The organism is Flavobacterium sp. SLB02, assembly GCF_009664855.1.
GTDB lineage: Bacteria > Bacteroidota > Bacteroidia > Flavobacteriales > Flavobacteriaceae > Flavobacterium.
The window spans coordinates 2,527,577-2,549,464 of sequence record NZ_CP045928.1 but is presented as its reverse complement, the minus strand read 5'-3'; the positions used below and the strand labels follow the sequence as shown (position 1 = coordinate 2,549,464).

The following is a 21,888-nucleotide window of genomic DNA, read 5'->3' as shown; positions in this document are numbered from 1 at the left end:
TAAAAAGAAATTATGAAATCGATTATTATAATGACTGTTCTTGAAATATACTTTTGTAATTTGATTGTTTATTTAATGAAATCTTTAATTTTTAATATAAAATTGATCAATAAGAAAGGATAGTACAGGACAGTTTTCTTTTTTTGATTGTATTATTTTACAAAAGCAAATTACAAAGGATAATTGCTGATGTATAAATGTATGTTGTTGAAAATGATATTGCCTGAAGTTTAATAAGGCAATTAAAGATAGATTGTTTAAGTTTTTAAGTTTGTTTAAAGCAAAAGTGGTTTTTTGTGGTCTAACGCCCGATATCCTTCGGGCGTTATATTTTTTAGCATATATAGCTATGTGCATTATAAATAAATGAAACGCCTTTTTTTAAGTAAACAAAAGCTATGTTTCTATGTGTAAAGTAAATTTTATAATTAAAAAAAATAAAACTCCGTCATGAAAAAAATAACGTTTTACTGTTGCCTTTTAGTCTCGCTTATTTTTTTATCCTTCAAAAAAGATTCAACTTCTATAACTCAAACAGAAGTCGTAGTAAAAGCGCCGTTTGAAATGCCGGTGATCAAAATTCCTGATTTCAGTAAATGCAAACAATTTTCGATTATAGATTTTGGAGCCATTAAAGGCAATAAAGGAAAAACGTCAGAAGCGATTAATAAAGCGATTGCAAAAGCCAATAAAGCAGGCGGAGGAATTGTTGTGATTCCGGAAGGGGAATGGCTTACAAAGAAAATTCATTTTAAAAGTAATGTCAATCTTCATTTGAAAAAAGGTGCCGTATTGCTCTTCTCCGAAGATCCAAATGATTATTCACCAGCCGTTCGTTCGACCTGGGAAGGATACGAATGTTACAATTATTCGCCTTTGATTTATGCGTACCAATGCAAAAATATTGCGATTACGGGAGAAGGTGAATTAAAAGCAAAAATGGAAGTTTGGAAAGAATGGTTTGCCCGCCCAAAACCACACATGGAAAGCCTGAAGCGTTTGTATTATCTGGCTTCGTACAATAAACCTATGAAAGAGAGGCAAATGGTTAATGATTCGGCACATTTTCGTCCGCAGTTTATTCAGTTCAATCGTTGCGAAAATATTTTAATGGATGGTGTTACGATTACCAACAGTCCGTTTTGGACTATTCATCCTTTTTTGTCGAAAGATGTGGTACTTAGAAATCTAAAAGTCTATGCGCACGGACATAACAACGACGGAGTAGACCCTGAAATGAGCCAGAATGTACTGATAGAAAACTGCGTTTTTGATCAGGGAGATGATGCTATTGCCATAAAATCAGGAAGTAATCAGGATGCGTGGCGATTAAATACGCCTTCAAAAAATATTGTGATGCGCAATTGTATCGTTAAAAACGGACATCAATTGGTAGCAATAGGAAGTGAACTTTCAGGCGGAATAGAAAATGTATTTATAGACAATTGCACGGTCGTGGATGGCGCAAAACTCAATCATCTTTTATTCATCAAAACCAACGAAAGAAGAGGCGGCTACGTGAATAATATCTATATGAGTAACATAACATCGGGCAAAATCGACGAAGGAATTCTTGGAATCGAAACGGATGTTTTATACCAATGGAGAAACCTGGTTCCAACAATTGAGCGCAGGCTTACACCCATAAAAAATGTGTATCTCGAAAATATAAAAGCAACGAATGTAAAGTTTATTTCCTGGATTTTAGGGCAGAAAGAGCTTCCTGTAGAGAATATTTTCCTTACCAATGTTACTGCTGATAAGGTTTCTGGCGAAAAATCCATTCATGAAAATGTAGTGAATTTTGTCAATAAAAATTGATTGGGTTAAAGTTTCTATTTTAATAAAACGCTTAAAAAAAAATGAAAATCAAAAGAAAGTATTGCCTAAAAACAACATTGATTTTTCTTTGTATTATCAATTTATGCTGCATTTATAAGGTTTCAGCGCAATTATTGAATATTAAAAATGATGTTTTTAGGTATACCAAAGACGGACAGCCTATTAATAGTCAGGGCGGAGGCATATTTAAATTTGCTGATCCGGTTACGGGAAAACAAAAATATTATTGGTACGGCGTTCATTATGTAGAGGCTGATATGTATCGTAATGATCCATCTGTGACCTTGCCTAATGCTACTTTTCAGTCGGTTACCTGTTATAGTTCTAATGATTTAGTGAATTGGGTTTTTGAAGCAGATGTTTTATCAAAAGAAAAAGTCAATCAAAATGGGAAAACCTGGGTGGGCCGTTTGGGAGTGGCGTATATAAAAGAATGGAAAAAATATGCCATGTTTGTTCAGCATGATAAAGAGGTATTAATTACTGTTGCAGATTCTCCAACGAGTCAGTTTGAATGGCATCAGAAAATAAATATGGAGAAAATGATCGGGACGAGTAATACGGGCGATCAAACGGTTTTTACAGACGAAGATACCGGAAAATCCTATCTTATTTATTCGTACGGAAGAGGCAGAAATAAAATATACGTTTCGGAAATTGGCATTAAAGAAGGAAAAATCAATTTACTGGATTGTACCGAAGTTTTTAAAGGCGAAAGCCGTGAAGGAAACTGCCTGTTCAAGTACAACAATAAGTATTATATGTTTGCATCGAATATTTATGGCTGGGACGGATCATTTGCTTATTACTTAACAGCTGATGATATTAGAGGGCCTTATCTTCCAACAAATGAAATGTTGGTAATGAATGGGGCTTCGGAGGATTTTGCGCATATATCGCAAACAGGATTTTTCTTTTCTGTAAAAGGAAATAAGCAGGAAACCATAGTTTTCTGTGGTGACAGGTGGGCCAATTTTGCCGGAAATGGATTAGGATATAACCAATGGTGTCCGCTTTCATTTCATGGTATAACGCCTTATTTTAATTCATTAAGTTCCTGGAATCTTGAAGAAAAAACCGGAATTTGGAAAGTAGCCGATGATAACAATTATATCAAAAACGGAAGTTTCGAAGCAGACCGCAGGCATATTCCGAGTCCTGTAAAACCGGTGCAAATACAACTAACGGGTTGGGCAAGTGAAGTCATTGAAGGCAACCCAATAGGATTAGACAGCATTACTTCGCCGGTTTTAAATCATTTTAATACCCAAAGCGAAAGAAAAGTAGTTATTGGCGAAAAGAGCCTGAATATCAGTGATAAAATTAATTTTAAACGAAAAATATTCCAAACCATTAGCTCTTCGCCCTACGTAAAACTCGAAAATGGCTTGTATACGCTAACCGCCAAAATAAAAAACAGTGATGATTTCAACAATCTGGAAATGTATGTTTTAAGTAACGGGGAAAAACTGCAATACAATATCAAAGAAAAAAATGAATCCTGGAAAATAATCATGATTACCAATATTCCGATAAAAGGAGGAAAGGCCGAAGTTGGTTTTATTGCCGAAGGAAAAGCAAAAGCATTTTGTTATATTGATGATGTTAGTTTGGTCAGGATAAAAAAGTGATTACTTATTGGCTTTTTTAGCCCGGTTTTGACTTCTCATTAAACTGTAATCACAGACTCCGTTTAAGGCATATTCGATTTTGTGCTCAGCCAAAAGCTGCGTCACTATTTCCATAGTAGCATTTTCGTCAAGACCAATTTGTGCACCAAGATCTATAACATTATGGTGTCCGTTACTTTTTATTAAAGCGTGCAGGAATCGATCTTTATCTCTCATTATTTTTATCTTTTTTTGAAATGCAGCGGTCATTTTTACTACACTATATAGAAGCTGTTTGCTTTTCATGTGAATAGTTTTATGCGTTTTAATTTCCATTAGCTTTTTCGAAAATTAAAGAAGAAAAACTTCTGACTCCGGTTTTTATGCATTCCTCATCTACAGTAAAATTAGGAGCGTGATTCATGGCAATAATTCCTTTTTTGAAATTAGAACCTCCAAGAAAAAAGTAAACACCCGGAATTTTTTGCTGGAAATAAGCAAAGTCATCATTAAAATAAGGAACCTGACCATAATCTGTCACTACGAATCCTTTACCGTAAATCGTATCAAGTGTTTTTACTGCGCCGCTGGTCAATTTTTTGTGATTAATAACGGTTGGGTTTTCCTGTGTAAATGAAATCGAAAGCAGCTGATTTTTAAGATTTTCAGCTTCTATTACTTGTTTCACTTTCGGAATAATGTTTTTTAGGTTTGAAGCATTCGTTTCATACAAATAAGTATCCAGAATCAATTCATTATTTTTAGAATGAATAGAGAATTTCTCGTCCATAATTAAGTAATCTTTAAAAATGGTATTTGCGTTTGCAAGCCCTATTTTTGGATCGGTCATATTTTGTATTTCCCATGGCTTGGTTCCTTCTGCATAGTGGGATAATGCATCTTGAATCTTTTTGGTTAGTTCTGTTGTCTGCTCTTTCGTCAGATCTTCTTTAAATTTAATTTGTATTCTTTTTTGGTACGCAAACATTTCATTTGGCTTGACCATTATTTGATCAGATGGTAATGCAGTAACGTGCAATCCGTAAATTTCATCCAGGTGTATTGTAGAAAATGAAGTGCTGTTGAGTATGTTTTTTGCACCCACAAATGTTTCTTCTTCCGGTTGAAAAATAAAATAAACAGTTCCTTTAAGGTCTTTTTTATGTTTCGAAAGTATTTCGGCTATTCCTAATGCGATTGCCATATGTACGTCATGCCCACAGCCATGCTGAATCCCTTTTGTTTTAGATTTAAAAGCAACGTTATCAGCGAAGTCATTGGGTAGTGCATCCATGTCGGCGCGCCAGGCAATATTTTTTCCTTTTTTGGTACCTTTTAAAATCCCAATAACGCCGTGACCATAAACATTGGTTTCGACATTGAGTCCAAGATCAAGTAAATATTGTTTGATTTTTTGTTGTGTGCGTATTTCATTTCCGGCCAATTCCGGATTTTCATGTAAGTCTCTTCTAATGTCAACAAGCTTATTAAAAATATGATCTGTTTCGGTTTTTATCGATTCATGAATTCCCCCTGCTTGTGTTTGCTGGCAAAAAGCCTTTTGACAAAACGCAAGAATGGTTAGTATGATGTATAACAAAAATTTTAAATTCATGATTGGAGTTTATTTACTGCTTGGTTAGGTCTAGGATAAGAGTACAATAGAAGAGACGACATTTTTTGAGAAATGTTACATTATTTTATTGATTGTTTTTTAGCCATTCTAAACGTCTTTGATCCGGAAGATGCGTAATTTTAAAATCTTCGAATGTAGCAGTAAAGCCTTTTCCGTCAGGACTTGCCGCCATCATACCCACTTGTACCGTTTTATGTTCCGGAAAATAAACCGTATTGGTCATGGTATAATTCACTGCGTCTATCGAATAAAAAATTTCTACTGCGTCCAGTCGGCGTACGGCTTTCATCCAGACATTTTTAGGTTTTTCTTTTAATCCCATTACACTCCACGAACTTTTATCGATGGTGTGTACAGTACTAATATTATAAACACCGTCTACATATTCTATACCGGTTTTGATGTAATTGTTTTCATCAATTCGCAGCATCAGGCAAACCTGATCGAATCTGGTTTTGTAAACGCCGCTCATTTTTACAACAGTTTCAAATTCGCCGCTTCTTTCTGTATACAAAAATGGTCCGTCGTAGACTGTAAATCCGTAATGACTTTTGTTCCAGTAATCAGATTGAGGCGTAACCTGCATAGTGAGTTTGTTGTCTTTTATTTCCCACTCAGCCGGCTCATTAAGCCAGTTCATTGAATTTAATTTTTGGGCATTTCCTTTTACTGCCATAATGCCTATAAAGATTAAAACTAAGTGCATTCTCTTCATGATTTCTTAAATTTGAATTTTATTAATAATCTACAAAGTAGGCGATTCGTTATTTTTACTGCAATAGTTATTTATAACCATTTTGAGGTTTAAAGAAATAATTGTCTATTTTTAGCCCTCTCTATGGTAGTTTCATACTATTAGAAAAAATGAAGTAGTGTTATGAATCCCATTTCCAAATTAGAAGATCAATTTTCCTTTGAATCTATTGACAGCCTGGATAAGCGAAAAGAAGCTTTACAGGAGGCCATTTATACAATGAAAGAATTTGTAAAAATCGATCATTCAGTAGCAGTATTGTCCGATCTGGCCGATAATAAAAGCTATATTTTTACGGGTGATTTTGGTAGTTTTTTCGAAATGGATACGTCCGGTTTTTTAACCATTGATTCTATTTGGGAAGAAGATATTTACCAACGCATTCATCCTGAAGATCTTTTTGAAAGGAATCTTTTAGAACTGGAGTTTTTTAATTTTTTAAAAACAATAGAACCTAACGAAAGACTGAATTATGCCACTAAATGCAAAATCAGAACCCTGAACAGTAAAAAGGAATATCAGCGTATTTTGCATCGCAGTTTTTATCTCAAAAACAGTTCCGAAGGCGGTTTGTGGCTGGCGGTTTGTCTCTACAATTATTTATTTGAGAAAAAAGAAACGCTAACCGGTATCGACGGTAAAATTATCAATACAAAAACAGGAGAAATCTTTTATGTGGATACGTATGTGAACTGTATCAATTTGCTGACATCGCGCGAAAGAGAAGTTTTATTATTAATAGGTAAAGGCGTTATCAGTAAAGAAATTGCCGATCAACTCAACATAAGTATTAATACAGTAAACCGACACCGACAGAATATCCTCGAAAAACTGAATGTAAGCAATTCTATTGAAGCTGTACGAACAGCGGATGCTTTGAATTTGTTGTAGGTCAATTTTAATTTGTAATTTTAATATAATATTTCAGCCATTTTTTTATAGAAAAGAAGATGACAAATTGCTGGTGGTGAGTGTTTTTATGGCTGTTCTTTAAAATAGTAAGAAAAATACCTGGTTTAAGACTATTTTGAGATAAAAAAAAGTCCTCATGTGCTATTATTGTGGCTCAGTTGATTTGAAAAAGGTTTTTAATTTGCATTATTGTTATAAAGTGCCGGATTTACTTTTCTTTAGATAAGTTGTACGGATAAGCTACATTTAAATATTGGAAGATCTCAAATTTGCTCTAGATAGAATTTAAGCTATTTTTTTAGCTACATATTTAAGCCTGACACTTGAAAATCATCGCCACGCAATTTAATTAATTACTTTATTTAGAGGTTTTTAATTATCAACTTTAGTAAAAACATCTATGAAAAAAATTACACATCATTATGGCGTAACGCTGGATTGGGTCGAACCTTTGGCTTTTAAGCTTGAAGGAAAAGTCGAGGGAAATTTTATTACCGTCCCGGAGCATATCCATACCGGCGACAGGTATTTTCTGGAATGCGGTTTTGGTATTTCAGTATTGTATCTAGATGTTGTGTATCATTCTGATATTCATTTTAGACAGGAAAATAGAAATGATGACTTTATAGGGATTTATTATAATTTAACCGAGGGCGAAGCAGTTCTGATGTCTGATGAACTCGCTAATCCAATTGGCCGTTGGAATTTTAATTTAGCAATTGTAGACAGTGCACTAAACTCTGATTATATCGTAACGGCTGGCAGTCATACATTTGCTGTTTGTATCTTTATTAAGAAGAAAGCAATAGAGAACTATCTTCTTGCAAATTCTTGTCTCCAGGAAAAAGTTGATCTTATTTTAAATTCAAAAAAGAATACAATTATCGAGTTTACCAGAATGAGTAATGAAAGTTATCATCTTTTAAATAAGTTAAAATCCAAAAATATCAGAAGCATATCTTTCAATCTTTATTTAAAAGGCACTGTAAATAGTTTACTGGCAGATTATATTGAGAAAATAAGTGTTGAAAAAGCTATAATAGATAATGTAAACGATAGTGATTTAACTTATATTATTCAATCTCAATCCTATTTAATTGAAAATTTATATCAAATTTTCCCCGGCATAGATTTTTTGGCTGATAAAGTAAATATGTCACAAACAAAATATAAAAATCTATTTCGAAAAATTACCGGAATGACGCCAAATTCGTTTTTTATCGAAAATAAACTGACAGAGGCTAAACGGCTTTTGAGCGAAGGACAGGCTATTTCCCAAATTTCAAAAGATTTAAATTTTACCAGTAGTTCTTACTTCGCTTTAAATTTTAAAAAATATTTTGGAATGCTGCCAAAGGATTTCGTAAAACAATTAGAGTAATGATAGTGCTTAAACATACCTATACAGTAACACCATTATGGCATCGCAAATTCGTAAAGAAGCTTGTTAAAAAACACAAGGCAGAACTAATAAATGAAAAATTGCTTATCATGCCCGAAGATATTGCTTCTGGAGGTTTTTTCTATACAGAGGTCACAGAAGGATTGTCGGTTGTGATATGGGATCTGACATTCAAAAAGCCAATTATCGTAAAAAGAGGAGCATTAGAAAATGACTTGCATGTTATTCATTTCGATTTTAGTGATGATATGAATTTGATACATGTACAGGGGGAAAAACATAAAATAGGATACAAAGCTAATTTAGGTCTCGGCGTTTTTGATAATGGTATTGCGAATGTTTTTGAGCCTGTTGTGGGAGAACGTGTTTATGCTATGAGACTTTTGGTAACCAGCGATTTGCTGGGGTTTGCGATCAATAATAAAAGTTTGAAAAAGTTATGTGATAATAAAAAAGAACACAGAAAAGCGCTTTTCTTTAACGATCACATTGATAGTGAAAGCAAACTAATAATGCATTCTATAAAAAATAAATCTTTTCAGGATCCTGCATTTGAAATTTATTTAAGAGGTGCCGCTCTTAGGTTATTGGCAAACTTTACAGATCGCTATTCAAATTTCACTCCAATTCATCATTATATTACAGAGAAAGAAAATGAATCTTTAAATGCTGTGAAGGACTATTTGCTTGAAAACCTGATGAAAAAGTTTCCCGGAATTCCTTTTTTGGCAGAAATGGCCGGAATGTCTAATACCAAATTTAAGATCATATTCAAAAAGAAATTTCTCATTACTCCTAATGATTTTTTCTTGAGAGGTAAGATGATTTTAGCAAAAGAACTATTAAATAGCGGCGAATTTAATTCTGTAAGTGATGTGGCTAATGAGTTGCATTATAGGGGATTAAAATGCTTTTCTGCAAAATATTTTGAACAATACAGAAGTTATCCACGGTATGATCTGGTCCGTAACACAAAATATTCGGTATCTCTATAATTTAATTTTATCATTTTAATTTTTCAATTTTTGAAGTAAAACATTTATAAGTCCTTGCAAAAAAAAGTCTTATTGTGGTATTATTTGGGCGTAGAAATTTTTAAAAAAGCAGTCTCTTTGTATCCTTAATTAAGATGTGATAGGGGTATAGAAGTGTAGCTTAATTATGCCTTAAATAAATAATCTTTTGAATTGACAGATTGAAAATTTAGACATGAAGGTACTAATTATCAAAAGAGTATAAAGTGAAAAAAATGATAAAAAAAGGATTGGTATATGACAGTCAAAAAGGGTTTTCAAGATTTTTAAAGTATGAATTTAAAGAAGACTACACGTTTGATGTTTATAAGAATTTTAAAAAATTTGATGATGTAATTAAGGATTACTATGTGATCATATTTGTGGTGTATTCTGATAATGAACTTCTTGATTTAATGAGAATATATAAAAAAGGTGTTCCACTTATTGTTTCGACAGTAAACAAGGAAATTAAATCAAAGTTGGAAAAGATTGAGGACCTGCTAATTTTTGATCCAACCAAAGTAAAATCAGAAATGAGATTACAATTAAAGTTTTATTTTAATATGATCTAGTTTCGGGTTGATTTATAATAGGCATAAAATGTCATGATTTAAAAATCATTAAAAATAATCCCATGGCAGAACACGATTTTCAAGGAAATTCCTGGCGCCCGGCAGGAACTCAAATTGACATTTCTTTACATAGAGAGAAGGAGATAAGTTTGATGAAAAAAAATGAAAAAATGTATAATCAGCAAATGAATAGGCTGATAAATTTTTCGAATATAATTTCTCATAATTTAAATACACATGTTGGTAATATTAAAATGCTTCTGGATATTACGGATATAAAAGAAGATCAAAGTAATGCCGAACTTCTAAAAACGCTTCGCATTGTATCAAATGATCTTAATGATACTATAAGTGATTTAACCCAGATTGTTAGAATTCAGAATAATACCAATATTATTGTAAAACCTGTAGATGTAAATTTTTACCTTAAAAAAGTAATAGATGTGGTTAATGGTTATAATTACAATGTTAAGGCTGAAATTATAAATAATGTAGCCGAAGGTTCAGTCGTACATTTTAATCCTGCTTATCTTGAAAGTATTTTGTTGAATTTTAGTACGAATGCGATAAAGTATGCTCATCCCGATAGAGTACCTAAAATTACATTCGATTTTTTTATTAAAAACGGAATAAAGACCTTAACAGTGACTGACAACGGTGTAGGTATTGATCTTAATAAGTATGGTGATGTGCTGTTTGGTCTTTATAAAACATTTCATAAAAATGAAAAGGCGAGAGGTTTGGGGCTTTACATGGTAAAAAATCAAATAGAAACAATGAAAGGAAAAATAAGTGTTAAGAGTAAAGTTGGAGAAGGAACAGTTTTTAAAATCAAATTTAATGACTAAAACTGAAGTTAATATGAATACGAAAAAAAGTGTTACAATTGAACCTATTGTAGACAAAGAAAAATATAGAGTTAACGGACATTTAGTTTATAAAAACCAATGGAGTAACTGGTCGTGCGAACAGGATTTGTCTGATGGAGAACTTTGGGCTTTTACTATTTACGAAAAGTTGATCATCAAAAATTCAAAAATAAAAAAACATACCAAGGCTTTGTATAGTATGCCTATTAAGAACAATTAGATTTCTGAGTTGATTTCTTTTTTTAGATTAAACAGCGGATGCTTTGAATTTGTTGTAGGTCAATTTTAATATTAGCCGTATAATAAAAGTGTTATTTTATAACTTTTAGAAATGATTGTATAAGCATTGATGCTGGTCTTTTAAGTAATTTTATTAAAACTTAAAAACGCATCACATGAAAACAAATAATCAAAATCAGAATACTGCTAAGCAAAGTGGTACTGATAATCGAAGTGACATGAGAAAACATCAATATAAGGATCATGATGAAGTTTTAACAAACGATGAAAATTACGATGTTGATACACACAAATTTAAAGGTGAAGAACCTGATTTCGACGATAAGTTGGATAATGAAGAAAAAAAATAAAAAAAAGAAAAACGTCTCAAATCCTAAAATTTGAGACGTTTTTCTTTTGATTACATTCTGAGTTTTAAAATAATTCGAGTTGATTTCCTGGATTTGGCGGTCTTTTTTTGGGAGGTTTAGCATCGCCAAAAATAGTTCGTCCTCCGTATTTGTGCGATTCATTCCGTTCTCTTTGAATAAGGGCATCAAAGTTATCATTGGGTGTAAAACTTTCTTCTGCTTTTCGAGAGATTTCAGATAATTTACGAATAGCATCAATCTTATCATTGTTACCAATTTTAGCACGGTTAATGGCTCTTTGCAAAGTATCAATGGTCTCGTCATAGATTTTTACCGGAACAGGAAACGGATGTCCGTCTTTTCCTCCGTGAGCAAATGAAAAACGTGCAGGATCTTCAAATCGGGTAGGAGTGCCGTAAATCACTTCGCTCACCAATGCCAGTGATTGCAAAGCTCTTGGTCCCATTCCTTTTAAAAGTAATAATTCTTCAAAATCTTCCGGTTTGTTTTCGTGAGTGGCCCAAAGCATGGCGCCGAGTCTTTTCATATTAACATCTTCCATACGTACATCATGATGTGCCGGCATCGAAAGATACTGCATCTCTTTCATGATTTTAGCTGGAGATTCTTTGGCCAATTCTAAAATACCGTCTCTTGATTTTGCTGCGGTTTGAGCAGTAAGGTTTAAAATCGTACCTTGATTTTCACCATATATAAAGGTATGAGGTTCTTCCACAAAAGATTTTAAATCCTGCGAATGCCAATGGTATCTTCTGGCAGTTTTAGAATTTGGATTCATTCCTTGCTGAATAACGGCCCATTGTCCTTTATTATCGACAATAAAATTATGCTGATACAATTGAAATCCGTCCTGAATGGCTGTGTTGTCTACCTTGGCTGTAAGTCGGCTGCAGTTGGCAAGATTGATGCCGTCGAGACCTGTTTTTTCGCCCACAAATAAAAGTTCCTGTGGCGTCAGCATCGAATGTTTGCCTTTACCTCCGCAGATATAAATTCCAAGTTCTTTAGAATGCGGATTTACGGATTTTTTTAATGCTCCAAGTACAGAAGTTGTTATTCCGGAGGAATGCCAGTCCATACCCATTACAGCGCCAAAGCTTTGAAACCAGAATGGATTACTGAGTTTGCTGATTACTTCGGCAGTAGAAAATTCCATTGCAATTGTTTCTACAATGGCAAAACCGAGTTTAGACATGCGTTCGGCAAGCCATAAGGGAACATGCCCATAATGTAAGGGAAGATCTGCTGTACCGGAACGTTTCATGTGATAGGATTGAATTTATACAAAAATACGAAAAAAATATCCGTAAATTTAGAGTTGCTTGATGATGGCAGTCTTCGCAAAAAACATTTATACAATAAATTAAATTTAAAATTCAATACTATGTTTTTATCCTCTAAGAAAATGCTGGCTATAATACTTCTTTGTTTGGGAGTACATTCGATACACGCTCAACAAAAAGACGACAGCCAAAAATGTCGTTATACAAAAACTACTTATGGCTATTTGATGGTGATGCGCGAAGGCGATAATGTTTTGGACTTAATTGAAAATATGGTAAAAGAACAGCAAATTCCGTCGGCCAACTTTACCGGAATTGGTTTTGCGCAAGAAGTGACGTTTGGTTTTTATGATTTTAATCAAAAGAAATTTAATCCCAAAACGTTCCATAAAGTAGAGATGGGAAGTTTAACGGGTTCTATCGCCTGGAACGAAGGCAAACCATCGATACACATACACGGTGTTGCAACAGATGATAAGTTTGATGCTTATGGCGGACATATCCTTGACTTGAAAGTAGGAACGGGTTCTATGGAGGTTTATATTACCGTTAATAACGAAAAGCTGGAACGAAAAATAGAACAGCCTTTGAATGCTAATGTGTTGCAATTGCCTTGTTTAAAATGATATATTGTGCTTTTGAGATTTTAACCGCAAAGCACGCTAAGGGTTACGCAAAGTTCGCAAAGTTACACCCAAAGCTTTGCGAACTTTGTGTTTAGTAAAACCAAAGTAATAAAATCTTAGCGCGCTTTGCGGTTAAAAATAAGCAGCAAGAAATTACCATGAAATCAGGTATTGTTTTACGTATCGGACGTTACTAAATTTGTTGTTAATCAAAACGTATTATAATGAAAAACAACAACAATAGTAATCGATCTTTAGCAGTAAAATCATCATTTTTCAAAAATAAAGCCTCAAGATTAGTGCAGCAGCTGTTTTATGTATCAGCTTTTATCGTATTATTTTCAGCATGTTCGAGTGATGATGGAGGATCAGATGAAAATAAATCAGACTACTATTTTAGAGCAAGTGTAGCGGGTAGAAAAATAGATTTTCGTACTGCAAAATTTCAGGGAGGAGGCAACGACGATCGTTTTGAAATGATTGTAGTTGGCGGATTTGATGGACCGCATCCGACTAAAGTGGGTGAGCAATTACCGCCATCATTAGATTTTGAAATATGGAGAGTAGGTGGCAACATTACAGCAGGCACTTATTCAACACCTGCCGAGCTTGAAATGATGGGCCGATATGCCATTCAGACTAAAGACGGAACCATACTTTATAACACCGCTATAGGCGACGATCTTTTTACGGTAAAAATTGAATCGATCAGTAAAAAATGCATCAAAGGCACATTTGAGGGAACAGTTCGAAATGTGTCATCAGGTGAAACGATTAGTATTACCGAGGGTACTTTTAATCTTCCGTATGATGAGATTGTGAATCCTTAATCAGGTAATTGTAAAGATGCACTGTTCATAGTAAGAGCAATTCTGGCGCTTTTTATAAATTCTATTAATTCATATTGCTTTAATGCCACAATTAGATTATTAATTTCGTCTTCCTGTCCCGTGACTTCAAATATGGTGTAATCTTTTTCGATTGTTATATATCGGGCGTTGTATTTTCGAAACAATGCATCTGTATTTTCGGGATGGATTACGCTAGAGGTTTTGACTTTGAATAATGCCATTTGTTTCCAGACGATTTCTTCGTTTTTACTATAGTTACACTGAAAAACTTCAATAACTTTTTCGATTTGAAGCGCTACATTCCTGACGATTTCGAAAGTTTCGTTTAGAACAAGGGTAAAACGATACATTTTATCGATTTCACAGGCAGAAATATTCAGGCTTTCCAGAGTTATTTTTCGTCGGGAAAGTATCACGGCGATTTTATGTATTAATCCCATTTGGTCTTCTGTGTAAACGGTTAAAGTGTATTCTTTTTTCATTTGAATCTAGTTATTATTAGAGTTTATTGGTTTGATATTTTAATGCCTGCGTTTGTCGGAAATAAAAAAGCCTTTCTCATTTTGACTGAGAAAGGCTTTTTATTAGTACACAATAGAATCCTGTCCCGTCATAAAAGACGAATAATAATAATAATTGTGCTAATAATATTTTGTACTGAATTTTTCATGTTTATTTTAAATAAAAAAACCTCCCAAAGAGGGAGGTTTTAAATGTACCTATGTACTTATTTATATAACATCCCTGATCATTATCGAATGATAATAATGTTAATAATAGTGATGTTAATTAAGTTTTTCATTTTTCTTATTGATGAGCGACAAATGTATTGATTTTTATTCAACGGTTTACTTTGAAAGAAAAAAAATTAATAATCGAGCCATAATTTCAAAAAGGAAGCTTTTGTCCTGCTCACAATCACAGCTTCGTCCTTACTATGTTTGATTTTTAGTTTCAATTTGCCATTAAAATAGTTATCGATTTTTTCGATAGAATTTATATGTATAATATACTGACGATTCGCCCTGAAAAAACTTTTAGGATTTAGTTCCTGTTCGAGAGCTTCGAGGGTATGCGGTACGACAACTTCTTCGCCATTAAATAAATAGGCATAATTAATATTCAGGTTCGAGTAAAAACAGGCAATATCCTCTACATCAATTTTTCGATACCCATCTCTGTACGGTATAAGAAAACGGTTCCTGTATTCTTTGGGCTGCATATACGCGATTAGTTCTTCAATCTGAGAATTGGGTTTGAAAGATTGTTTTAAAGATTTTTCTAATTTTAGTATAGCCGCTTCGAGTTCGGTTTTTTCAATTGGTTTTAGTAAATAGTCGACACTATTGTATTTAAAAGCCTTAATGGCATATTCGTCATACGCTGTAGTAAATATAATAGGGCAGGTGACAGTTGCGAGATTAAAAATTTCAAAACTCAGTCCGTCTGCCAATTGCACATCCATAAGGATGAGATCGGGAGATTGGTTTTCGGATAACCAGGAAACGGTATTTTTAACACTCGCTAAAACCCCTACAATTTCGGCATCGGGTTTTATTTTAAGAATCAAACGTTTAATTCTTTCCGAGTTGAGTTTTTCATCCTCAAGGATTAATATTTTTTTTATTGTATTCATTTAATGAGTGGTACTTTTATGGTAAAAGTCTCCTTATTTTCTTCGATAGAAACTTTTCGGTCGCTTAATAAAGCATAACGATTGATAATATTTTTTAATCCGATTCGTGTTGAAGGTGCTTTTTTTATGAGCGGTAAAATAGTGTTCGATACTACGATCTCCTCATTGTCATTAGAATAAATCTTAACCTGCAACGGATTTTCTTCTTCGGTACGATTGTGTTTCAGGGCATTTTCGATAAAAAGCTGCAATGTAATGGGCGGGATCTGCATGCTCAGTTTCGATTTATCAATGTCAATATAAAAAGTACAGCCATCGCCCATACGGTTCTGAATCAGAAAAAGATAGGCTTCCAGAAACTGCAGTTCTTCCTGTAACGCAACCAGTTTCTTTCTGGAATTAATCAGTAGATACCTATAGACTTTTGCAAAATTTTCGGTGTATTCATGTCCTAACTGCTGATCTTTTAGTATCAATTCCGAAAGTACGCTTAGGTTATTAAAAACAAAATGTGGATCAAGCTGTAATTTAAGGGCTTGCAGTTCGATTTCGGCTGTTATTTGTTTACTCTCGGCTGCTTTTACTTTATATTCTGCCGCTTTTATAGTAGCATTCTTCCAGTTTTTCAGCAAAAAATCGCCTGTATTAAGCGCGCTTATCATTAAAGCCCATAATATGATCGAAATAATTGTATATAATGCTTCCCGCACACCTACTTTGACCGGTGGAGTAACCGTTAAATAATCGCCATAATTATAATAAATGGTGCTTAAAGAAATAATGATTAATAATGCTCCAAAGCTTTGAAATATAATTTGAATGATTAGGCGTTTTACAGGATTTACCATCCATGATATTTTCTTGTTTAAAACCCTGTCAATAAAAAGACTGACAATCAATATTATAGTGCAGAAAATAATATTAGTTAGTATATCCAGAAGCATCAAATGAGCGGGTAAGTTAAAATAATCCCGCCAATACGAAAATGGAAATAAAATAAAGAGGGTTGCGTAAGAGCCCAAGAATAAAAACGTGATCAGGAGCAGACTCTTTTGGTAGCTCTTTTTGACAGGATCGGTTATTTCTTCGGTATGATGCACGGGATTTGTTTTTACAGGAGATCAAAAGTTGTCTGATTCCTTTTTGAGTGTGCAAATAAAAGAATTTTGAAGGAGTTTTAAATCAAATAAGAAATTTTTTTGAGTGCCTGTGCTTTATTTTATGTTATCTAAAGGTACTGTATATAAGGGATTTTCGATAAAAAGAGTACTTGCATTTTGGTTCAATAACCCAAATCGACGATTCACTGGACAGATTCGTCACTTCACCTAATAAATTCCCTTGAAAAGACAAACCGACAATATTTTTGCACCATAATTATAACAAATAATCTTTAAAAAAATGAAAAAAACAATGGTAATGACACGAGAAGATTTCAAAACGATAAAATCGAATTCTCGTTTACGAAATTATAGCATGAATGCCTTAATGCTTCTTTTTATGGTGCTTTTTACTTCTATGGCTTCTGCACAAAAATCAAAGGTATTAGATGCCTTTTTTAAATACGGAATTGATTCCAGCGTCCTTAATCCCGAGAAAACAAAACGACCTGATAATTTTGCTTTTGATTTTAAACAAACGATAATCACGAGCGCCAGCGAAGCCGTAACAATTGCAAAATTCGATCCTTCTAATGCCGGAGTTGAACAATGGACTGTGGTTTCTATAGACGGAAAATCGCCTTCTAAGTCGGCAACAAATTCTTTTAGAAAAAATCAGAGTAAAGCTTCGTCAACGCCGCCTACAGATGATACAAGTTATAAAATTGAGAAAGAAACACCGGATCAATTGGTCATTAGTTATAAGGTTGAGACGGCTTCTCTTACCAAAGAAAATGCTTTTGTAAAAGATTGTAGATTTTATATGACCATCAATCTTAAAACCAAAAAGATGGAGCAAATACAAACGCTAAACGAAAAGCCGGTAAAAGTGAATATTCTTACTGCAGATAAATTTGATATTGTAGTGAAATACAAGTGGAACGATGAGGCAAGACAATATGTTCCTGTAAATGAAAACCTTAATATGGAAGCTAAATTTATAGGACAGGCCACTAATATAAAAACGATTACAGAATATTCAAATTACACGAAGAAATAATTTAAGAAACGGCAGTTTTTTTAGATCTGCCGTTTCTACACAAAACAGTAGTACGGGATCGTATTATTTTAAATTAAAAAGATATTAAAAAATGAAAAATTTTATTATAGCCACAGCTTTATTCATGTCTATATTCGGTTATAGCCAGATACATGTTGGCGTGAAAGGCGGTGTAAATATGAATAAACTCGATGGTAAAAACTTTGATAGTGATTTTGAGCTGGGTTATCAGCTGGGTGGTTTCGCTTACTACAATTTTACGGATTTTGTAGGGCTTCAGGGAGAAGTATTATTCAATCAGACGAATACCAAAATAATAGATAATTATAAAGATATTTTTAATAATGCTTTCAAAAAAGACAAAACGCTAAACTATATAAGTGTGCCTGTATTGCTGCGTTTAAACGGTGAAGGATTAATTACTGTTGTAGCGGGTCCGCAGTTTAGTTTTCTGGCCAGTGGTAATGAAACAGTTTTAAATAATAGTAAAAAACTATTCAAAAAAACTGATTTTGCCTTTGTTGCCGGAGCCGAGGTCAATATAAGACCGGTGACGATTTATGCAAGATATGTTTGGGGATTTTCTGATGTGAGTGACTTTGGCGCAAAGGCAAACAGTCATCAGATTCAGGCAGGATTGTCTCTTCGTTTGCTTTAGTACAATGGATTTTTATAAAATACTAAAAGGCCTGCTTATCACTTTAGCAATCTTGTTTATCTCCTTATGTGTTGTAATTAGTATCGCAATTACTTTTGTTTTAAAGGCAAGAACAGAATTGAACGAAAAGATAAATAGTAGTTTAGGTATTGAAAAATGATGATTGGGTTGGCTAAAAAGTAAAAACTTTTTATTGGTCGTACAAAATGAACTTGTTTAGTTCGAAATAAAAAGTCCTCGGTAAATCTATATTTACTGAGGACTTTTTTTGATTCCTTATAATGGTGAAAATTAGAACGCCTGCGCAAAGCTGATGGTCAGGCGTGTCCCGTTTTCTTTTACATAATTCATACTATTAGACTGCCATTGCGAAATAACAGAATAATAGTCTTTGTTGAATAAGTTTTCGACTCCGAAACGAATGGTGCTTTTTTCTTTGAAAGTATAACTCGAAGAAAGATTAAAAGCCGTAAAAGATTTTATAGGCCCTGTTCCGTAAGTATAAGCACCATTTACAGGTTCGAATTTATCCCTGCCTGATGTATTGATCATTTGCAGGAAAACCGACCAGTTTTCTAAAGGTCTAAAAACGGTATAAGCGGTTAGTTTTGGCGGATTGATTCGGTCACCTCCTAAATATACTTTTTTGTCTGTAAGTTCACGTTTCCCTTCTGTAAAAGAATAATTTGCTCCAATATCGATTTTAGAATGAAGACGGTATTTTGCTGATACTTCAAAACCATAAATTTTTTCAGGCGAACGTGAAATCTGTGGATTACCGTCAATGTAAACGTAAGAAGCCCCTAGTTTAGAAGTACTGTAATACACAGCACCTTCATAAGAAAGCTTATCTAAAGCTCCTGAAAATCCAAATTCGTAATTATTGGCCGTAACTGCTTTTATCGAAGTATTGTTTACCGTATTTTCTTTGGCAGCACGAAGTACCAAACCTAAATCGGCAACGCTAAAACTCTGGGAGAAACTTACAAAAGGTTTAAACAAAGACCATTTTGTATAACGCAATCCGACATTGAACATTAGCGCATTAAAATCAAGAGCTCCGCCATTTACAGCAATGCCGCCGCCTACGTAAGTTCCGTTTACATAATTACGAATACCAATAGTTGTATAATCCGGAACATCGATATTTACATTTTCGAGTCTTAAACCCGTTTTTAAGACCAGATTTGGTCCAAACATATTTTTAAGCTGAAAATAAGGCGCTAAATTCGTCATATTCATTTCAGGAATTACTAATCTTCCATCAGTAAGATGTGTATCTGTTATATCCGAAAGAATATCCAATCCGTATGTTATATTACCTGATATCAGAGAACTAAATTCGTATGGCGTGTTCAAATTTAAACGAAAACCAAGCTTCTTACTTTGTGTAGCCGGTTGTCCGTTATTTTCAAAAAAGTCACTGTAGTTAATTAGCGTAAGGTAATCCTGAAAGTAAAGCGTAGCATTAACATCAGTATTTCCAATTAAATTTTTGCCGGTATAACTCAAACTGGCGTTATGGTTATAAGGTGTTCCTTCAGGAACTCCCGGGCGTTGTCCTTTTATTCCCGTAGTTGGCGAATCAAAATTACCATAAACTCCCGCTTTTGCAATATAATCAGTATGCTGCGTACTATTAAAATAATTGTACATTAACTCTATACGATTGTTTGTATTGATATCGTAACCAATTTTTGCGTAAGCATTCCAGTTTCTAAGATCATTCATTCCGTATTCCGGAGAAAGTACGCGTCCTTTGGCGTCGCGATACAATCCTGTTTCTTCATAACGTCCGCTTACCACATAATCGATCTTATTTACTTTTCCGGTAAATAACTGAGATACAAAGAAACCCGCTGTTCCTTTAGGTTTTACAAGAGAGAAATTAGTTCCCGCCTCTGTAGATCCACTTATTGCTTTGTCAACATTTGCTTTTTTGGTAATATAATTTATCAAACCGCCATCTGCGCCATTACCATAAATTGCGGTTGCTCCCTTAATTACTTCTAAACGGTCTAAAACAGTAGGATCAAGAGATCGCATATCTTTGGCACCATCTCTAAGCGGTGTCGATTGAGGAATTCCGTCGATCATAATCAACACGCGTCGGCCTCGTAAAGTCTGACCTAAATTTTGAGTTCTGTTAGTCGAAAAACCCAGACCAGGTACAGATGCGCCCAGGATATCGCTAAGATTAGAACTTATATTAAGTTGTTGCTGTAATTGTTTTTTAGATAATGTAGTAACCGATGAAGGGACTTCGTTTAAAATTTCCGGCTGTCTGGATGCAGAAACTACTATTTCTTTTAATTCATTATCAGTGCCCGAATGATCCGGTAAGATTGTATCCTGGCTTTTGATGTTTTGATCTTTTGTAGTAGTTGTATTTGTTTTGGAAACTTGCTGTGCAGAAATCGAACTTATCATAAATAGCATGAAAAGTAAGGGGGATATTTTTATCATTTCTTATTTAGATTTAATTTAAATAATCGCAAATATAGAAAATGAAACAAGAAACAAACGCTGCAAATTATCACTTTATGTGGTAGAGAAACTCAATTACACCTGATTGTGTTGATAACTAGTAAGATACGGATTTAAATAATTTCTTTAATTTTTGATTATTTTTTTTATTGAAATTAGTATCGAATGCTAACCGTAAAAAACAATCATTATAATTTTTGATAAAAGTTAAGAATCAAAAAACAACTATGAGTTGATTTTTTATAGATTTGTAAACTATATATTCGCCAAAAAAACATTGGGGAAACAATTATAAAATCTAAAGACAATGAAATTAGTTACTTCAACATTTTTATTTTTCATTTTTATTTGTTCTGCTTCTTATGCACAATTGAGTTCAGATCAAATATTTGAAAGCTTTAAACAAGGAGAACGCACCAACTGTTCATCAATTGCTTTTATCAAGGCTTCTTTGAATGTTTATGGATTAGACAATCTTTTTGTAACCGAAAAAATAAACGATAATTTACAAAGGATAACGCTAAAAAACGATGCCTCATTTGAGCTGAATAGTGACGAAATAAATAAAGCCAAAATATCTGCGGGTTTTATATTTATCAAAGACAATTGCGAGAGCGAAAAAATAACAGATTACGCTGTATTGACTTATGCAGTAATGGCAAAATACAAACAGATAATTGATAAGGAAGCTACTTTTGACAGGGCATTAGAAGATTTAGAAGATGGTGCAGTTTATACCCCAACCATCTATAAATATTTAGGATTTAAACTGGGCAAACAAATACAAAAGCTAAAGCGACAATCAGGCAGTGAATTTTGCGGTGTTGTGGCATGGTCAAAGGTGCATGCAGTTTTTGTGTGCGAAGAATTCATGGATTATTATGGCAACAAAAAAAGTATCTGGATTAAATATCCGGGACGTTTTAGAATAATCAAGTCATAAAAATTAACAGCAATAAGGCT

At 33.6% G+C, this 21,888-nt stretch carries 22 protein-coding genes; 14 read left to right on the top strand and 8 right to left on the bottom strand.

Annotated elements, in window-relative coordinates; all coding sequences use genetic code 11:
- Positions 1-450: 450 nt before the first annotated feature.
- Together GIY83_RS09670 and GIY83_RS09665 are read left to right on the top strand one after the other, a co-directional pair.
- Positions 451-1,821, top strand: a complete 1,371-nt coding sequence (locus GIY83_RS09670) for a glycoside hydrolase family 28 protein (protein WP_208686636.1) — start codon at positions 451-453, stop codon at positions 1,819-1,821.
- Positions 1,822-1,862: 41 nt separating this feature from the next.
- Positions 1,863-3,473 (top strand): family 43 glycosylhydrolase, encoded by a 1,611-nt coding sequence (locus GIY83_RS09665; RefSeq protein WP_208686634.1) that lies wholly within the window; start codon positions 1,863-1,865, stop codon positions 3,471-3,473.
- Here GIY83_RS09665 and GIY83_RS09660 read toward each other — a convergent pair whose 3' ends face one another.
- The 3 genes from GIY83_RS09660 to GIY83_RS09650 form a co-directional block, all read right to left on the bottom strand.
- Complete coding sequence (locus GIY83_RS09660; protein WP_229029271.1) at positions 3,474-3,758, bottom strand: hypothetical protein; 285 nt, start codon at positions 3,756-3,758, stop codon at positions 3,474-3,476.
- 19 nt (positions 3,759-3,777) lie between these two features.
- Positions 3,778-5,067: a M20 family metallopeptidase gene (locus GIY83_RS09655; protein ID WP_208686632.1), complete on the bottom strand. Its 1,290-nt coding sequence runs from the start codon at positions 5,065-5,067 to the stop codon at positions 3,778-3,780.
- Positions 5,068-5,152: 85 nt separating this feature from the next.
- Positions 5,153-5,803: a DUF1349 domain-containing protein gene (locus tag GIY83_RS09650; protein ID WP_208686630.1), complete on the bottom strand. Its 651-nt coding sequence runs from the start codon at positions 5,801-5,803 to the stop codon at positions 5,153-5,155.
- A 162-nt stretch (positions 5,804-5,965) separates the two neighbouring features.
- Here GIY83_RS09650 and GIY83_RS09645 point away from each other — a divergent pair, with 162 nt between their 5' ends.
- From GIY83_RS09645 to GIY83_RS09615, 7 genes are all read left to right on the top strand, one after another.
- Entirely contained in the window at positions 5,966-6,733 is a 768-nt protein-coding gene (locus tag GIY83_RS09645) for a LuxR C-terminal-related transcriptional regulator (protein WP_208686628.1), read from the top strand.
- Positions 6,734-7,154: 421 nt separating this feature from the next.
- Positions 7,155-8,135 carry an AraC family transcriptional regulator gene (locus GIY83_RS09640; protein WP_208686626.1) on the top strand — a complete coding sequence of 327 codons (981 nt, stop codon included), beginning with the start codon at positions 7,155-7,157 and terminating at the stop codon, positions 8,133-8,135.
- Positions 8,135-9,151 carry an AraC family transcriptional regulator gene (locus GIY83_RS09635; protein WP_208686624.1) on the top strand — a complete coding sequence of 339 codons (1,017 nt, stop codon included), beginning with the start codon at positions 8,135-8,137 and terminating at the stop codon, positions 9,149-9,151. Before GIY83_RS09640 ends, GIY83_RS09635 begins: the two co-directional genes overlap by 1 nt.
- A 254-nt stretch (positions 9,152-9,405) precedes the next feature.
- Positions 9,406-9,744: a hypothetical protein gene (locus tag GIY83_RS09630; protein WP_208686621.1), complete on the top strand. Its 339-nt coding sequence runs from the start codon at positions 9,406-9,408 to the stop codon at positions 9,742-9,744.
- 62 nt (positions 9,745-9,806) lie between these two features.
- Complete coding sequence (locus GIY83_RS09625; RefSeq protein WP_208686619.1) at positions 9,807-10,592, top strand: ATP-binding protein; 786 nt, start codon at positions 9,807-9,809, stop codon at positions 10,590-10,592.
- 13 nt (positions 10,593-10,605) lie between these two features.
- A complete protein-coding gene (locus GIY83_RS09620; protein WP_208686617.1) occupies positions 10,606-10,833 on the top strand; it encodes a hypothetical protein in 228 nt (75 codons plus the stop codon).
- 175 nt (positions 10,834-11,008) lie between these two features.
- A complete protein-coding gene (locus tag GIY83_RS09615; protein WP_065449850.1) occupies positions 11,009-11,203 on the top strand; it encodes a hypothetical protein in 195 nt (64 codons plus the stop codon).
- A gap of 64 nt (positions 11,204-11,267) precedes the next feature.
- Here the strand turns inward: GIY83_RS09615 and GIY83_RS09610 are convergent, their stop codons facing one another.
- A complete protein-coding gene (locus GIY83_RS09610; RefSeq protein ID WP_208686615.1) occupies positions 11,268-12,488 on the bottom strand; it encodes a DUF763 domain-containing protein in 1,221 nt (406 codons plus the stop codon).
- 120 nt (positions 12,489-12,608) lie between these two features.
- Between GIY83_RS09610 and GIY83_RS09605 the strand changes: the two genes are divergently transcribed.
- Both GIY83_RS09605 and GIY83_RS09600 read left to right on the top strand, forming a co-directional pair.
- A complete protein-coding gene (locus GIY83_RS09605; protein ID WP_208686613.1) occupies positions 12,609-13,133 on the top strand; it encodes a PPC domain-containing DNA-binding protein in 525 nt (174 codons plus the stop codon).
- A gap of 224 nt (positions 13,134-13,357) precedes the next feature.
- Complete coding sequence (locus GIY83_RS09600; RefSeq protein ID WP_208686611.1) at positions 13,358-13,963, top strand: hypothetical protein; 606 nt, start codon at positions 13,358-13,360, stop codon at positions 13,961-13,963.
- Here the strand turns inward: GIY83_RS09600 and ilvN are convergent.
- The 3 genes from ilvN to GIY83_RS09585 form a co-directional block, all read right to left on the bottom strand.
- Positions 13,960-14,466 (bottom strand): acetolactate synthase small subunit, encoded by a 507-nt coding sequence (gene ilvN / locus GIY83_RS09595; RefSeq protein ID WP_208686609.1) that lies wholly within the window; start codon positions 14,464-14,466, stop codon positions 13,960-13,962. The two genes, GIY83_RS09600 and ilvN, sit on opposite strands and share 4 nt — an antisense overlap.
- Positions 14,467-14,852: 386 nt before the next feature.
- Positions 14,853-15,620: a LytTR family DNA-binding domain-containing protein gene (locus GIY83_RS09590; protein ID WP_208686607.1), complete on the bottom strand. Its 768-nt coding sequence runs from the start codon at positions 15,618-15,620 to the stop codon at positions 14,853-14,855.
- Positions 15,617-16,468 (bottom strand): sensor histidine kinase, encoded by an 852-nt coding sequence (locus tag GIY83_RS09585; protein ID WP_208686605.1) that lies wholly within the window; start codon positions 16,466-16,468, stop codon positions 15,617-15,619. The genes GIY83_RS09590 and GIY83_RS09585 overlap by 4 nt, the downstream gene beginning before the upstream one ends.
- A 553-nt stretch (positions 16,469-17,021) precedes the next feature.
- On the opposite strand from GIY83_RS09585, the gene GIY83_RS09580 reads away from it, so the two are divergent.
- Together GIY83_RS09580 and GIY83_RS09575 are read left to right on the top strand one after the other, a co-directional pair.
- A complete protein-coding gene (locus GIY83_RS09580) occupies positions 17,022-17,780 on the top strand; it encodes a hypothetical protein (RefSeq protein ID WP_194614837.1) in 759 nt (252 codons plus the stop codon).
- Between the two features lie 91 nt (positions 17,781-17,871).
- Positions 17,872-18,438: a porin family protein gene (locus GIY83_RS09575; RefSeq protein ID WP_208686603.1), complete on the top strand. Its 567-nt coding sequence runs from the start codon at positions 17,872-17,874 to the stop codon at positions 18,436-18,438.
- 291 nt (positions 18,439-18,729) lie between these two features.
- On the opposite strand, the gene GIY83_RS09570 is transcribed toward GIY83_RS09575, so the two are convergent.
- The gene (locus GIY83_RS09570) at positions 18,730-20,904 is read right to left on the bottom strand and encodes a TonB-dependent receptor (protein ID WP_208686601.1); all 2,175 of its coding nucleotides are present in this window, start codon (positions 20,902-20,904) and stop codon (positions 18,730-18,732) included.
- Positions 20,905-21,232: 328 nt separating this feature from the next.
- On the opposite strand from GIY83_RS09570, the gene GIY83_RS09565 reads away from it, so the two are divergent.
- The gene (locus GIY83_RS09565) at positions 21,233-21,868 is read left to right on the top strand and encodes a hypothetical protein (RefSeq protein WP_194614834.1); all 636 of its coding nucleotides are present in this window, start codon (positions 21,233-21,235) and stop codon (positions 21,866-21,868) included.
- The last annotated feature ends 20 nt before the right edge of the window (positions 21,869-21,888 follow it).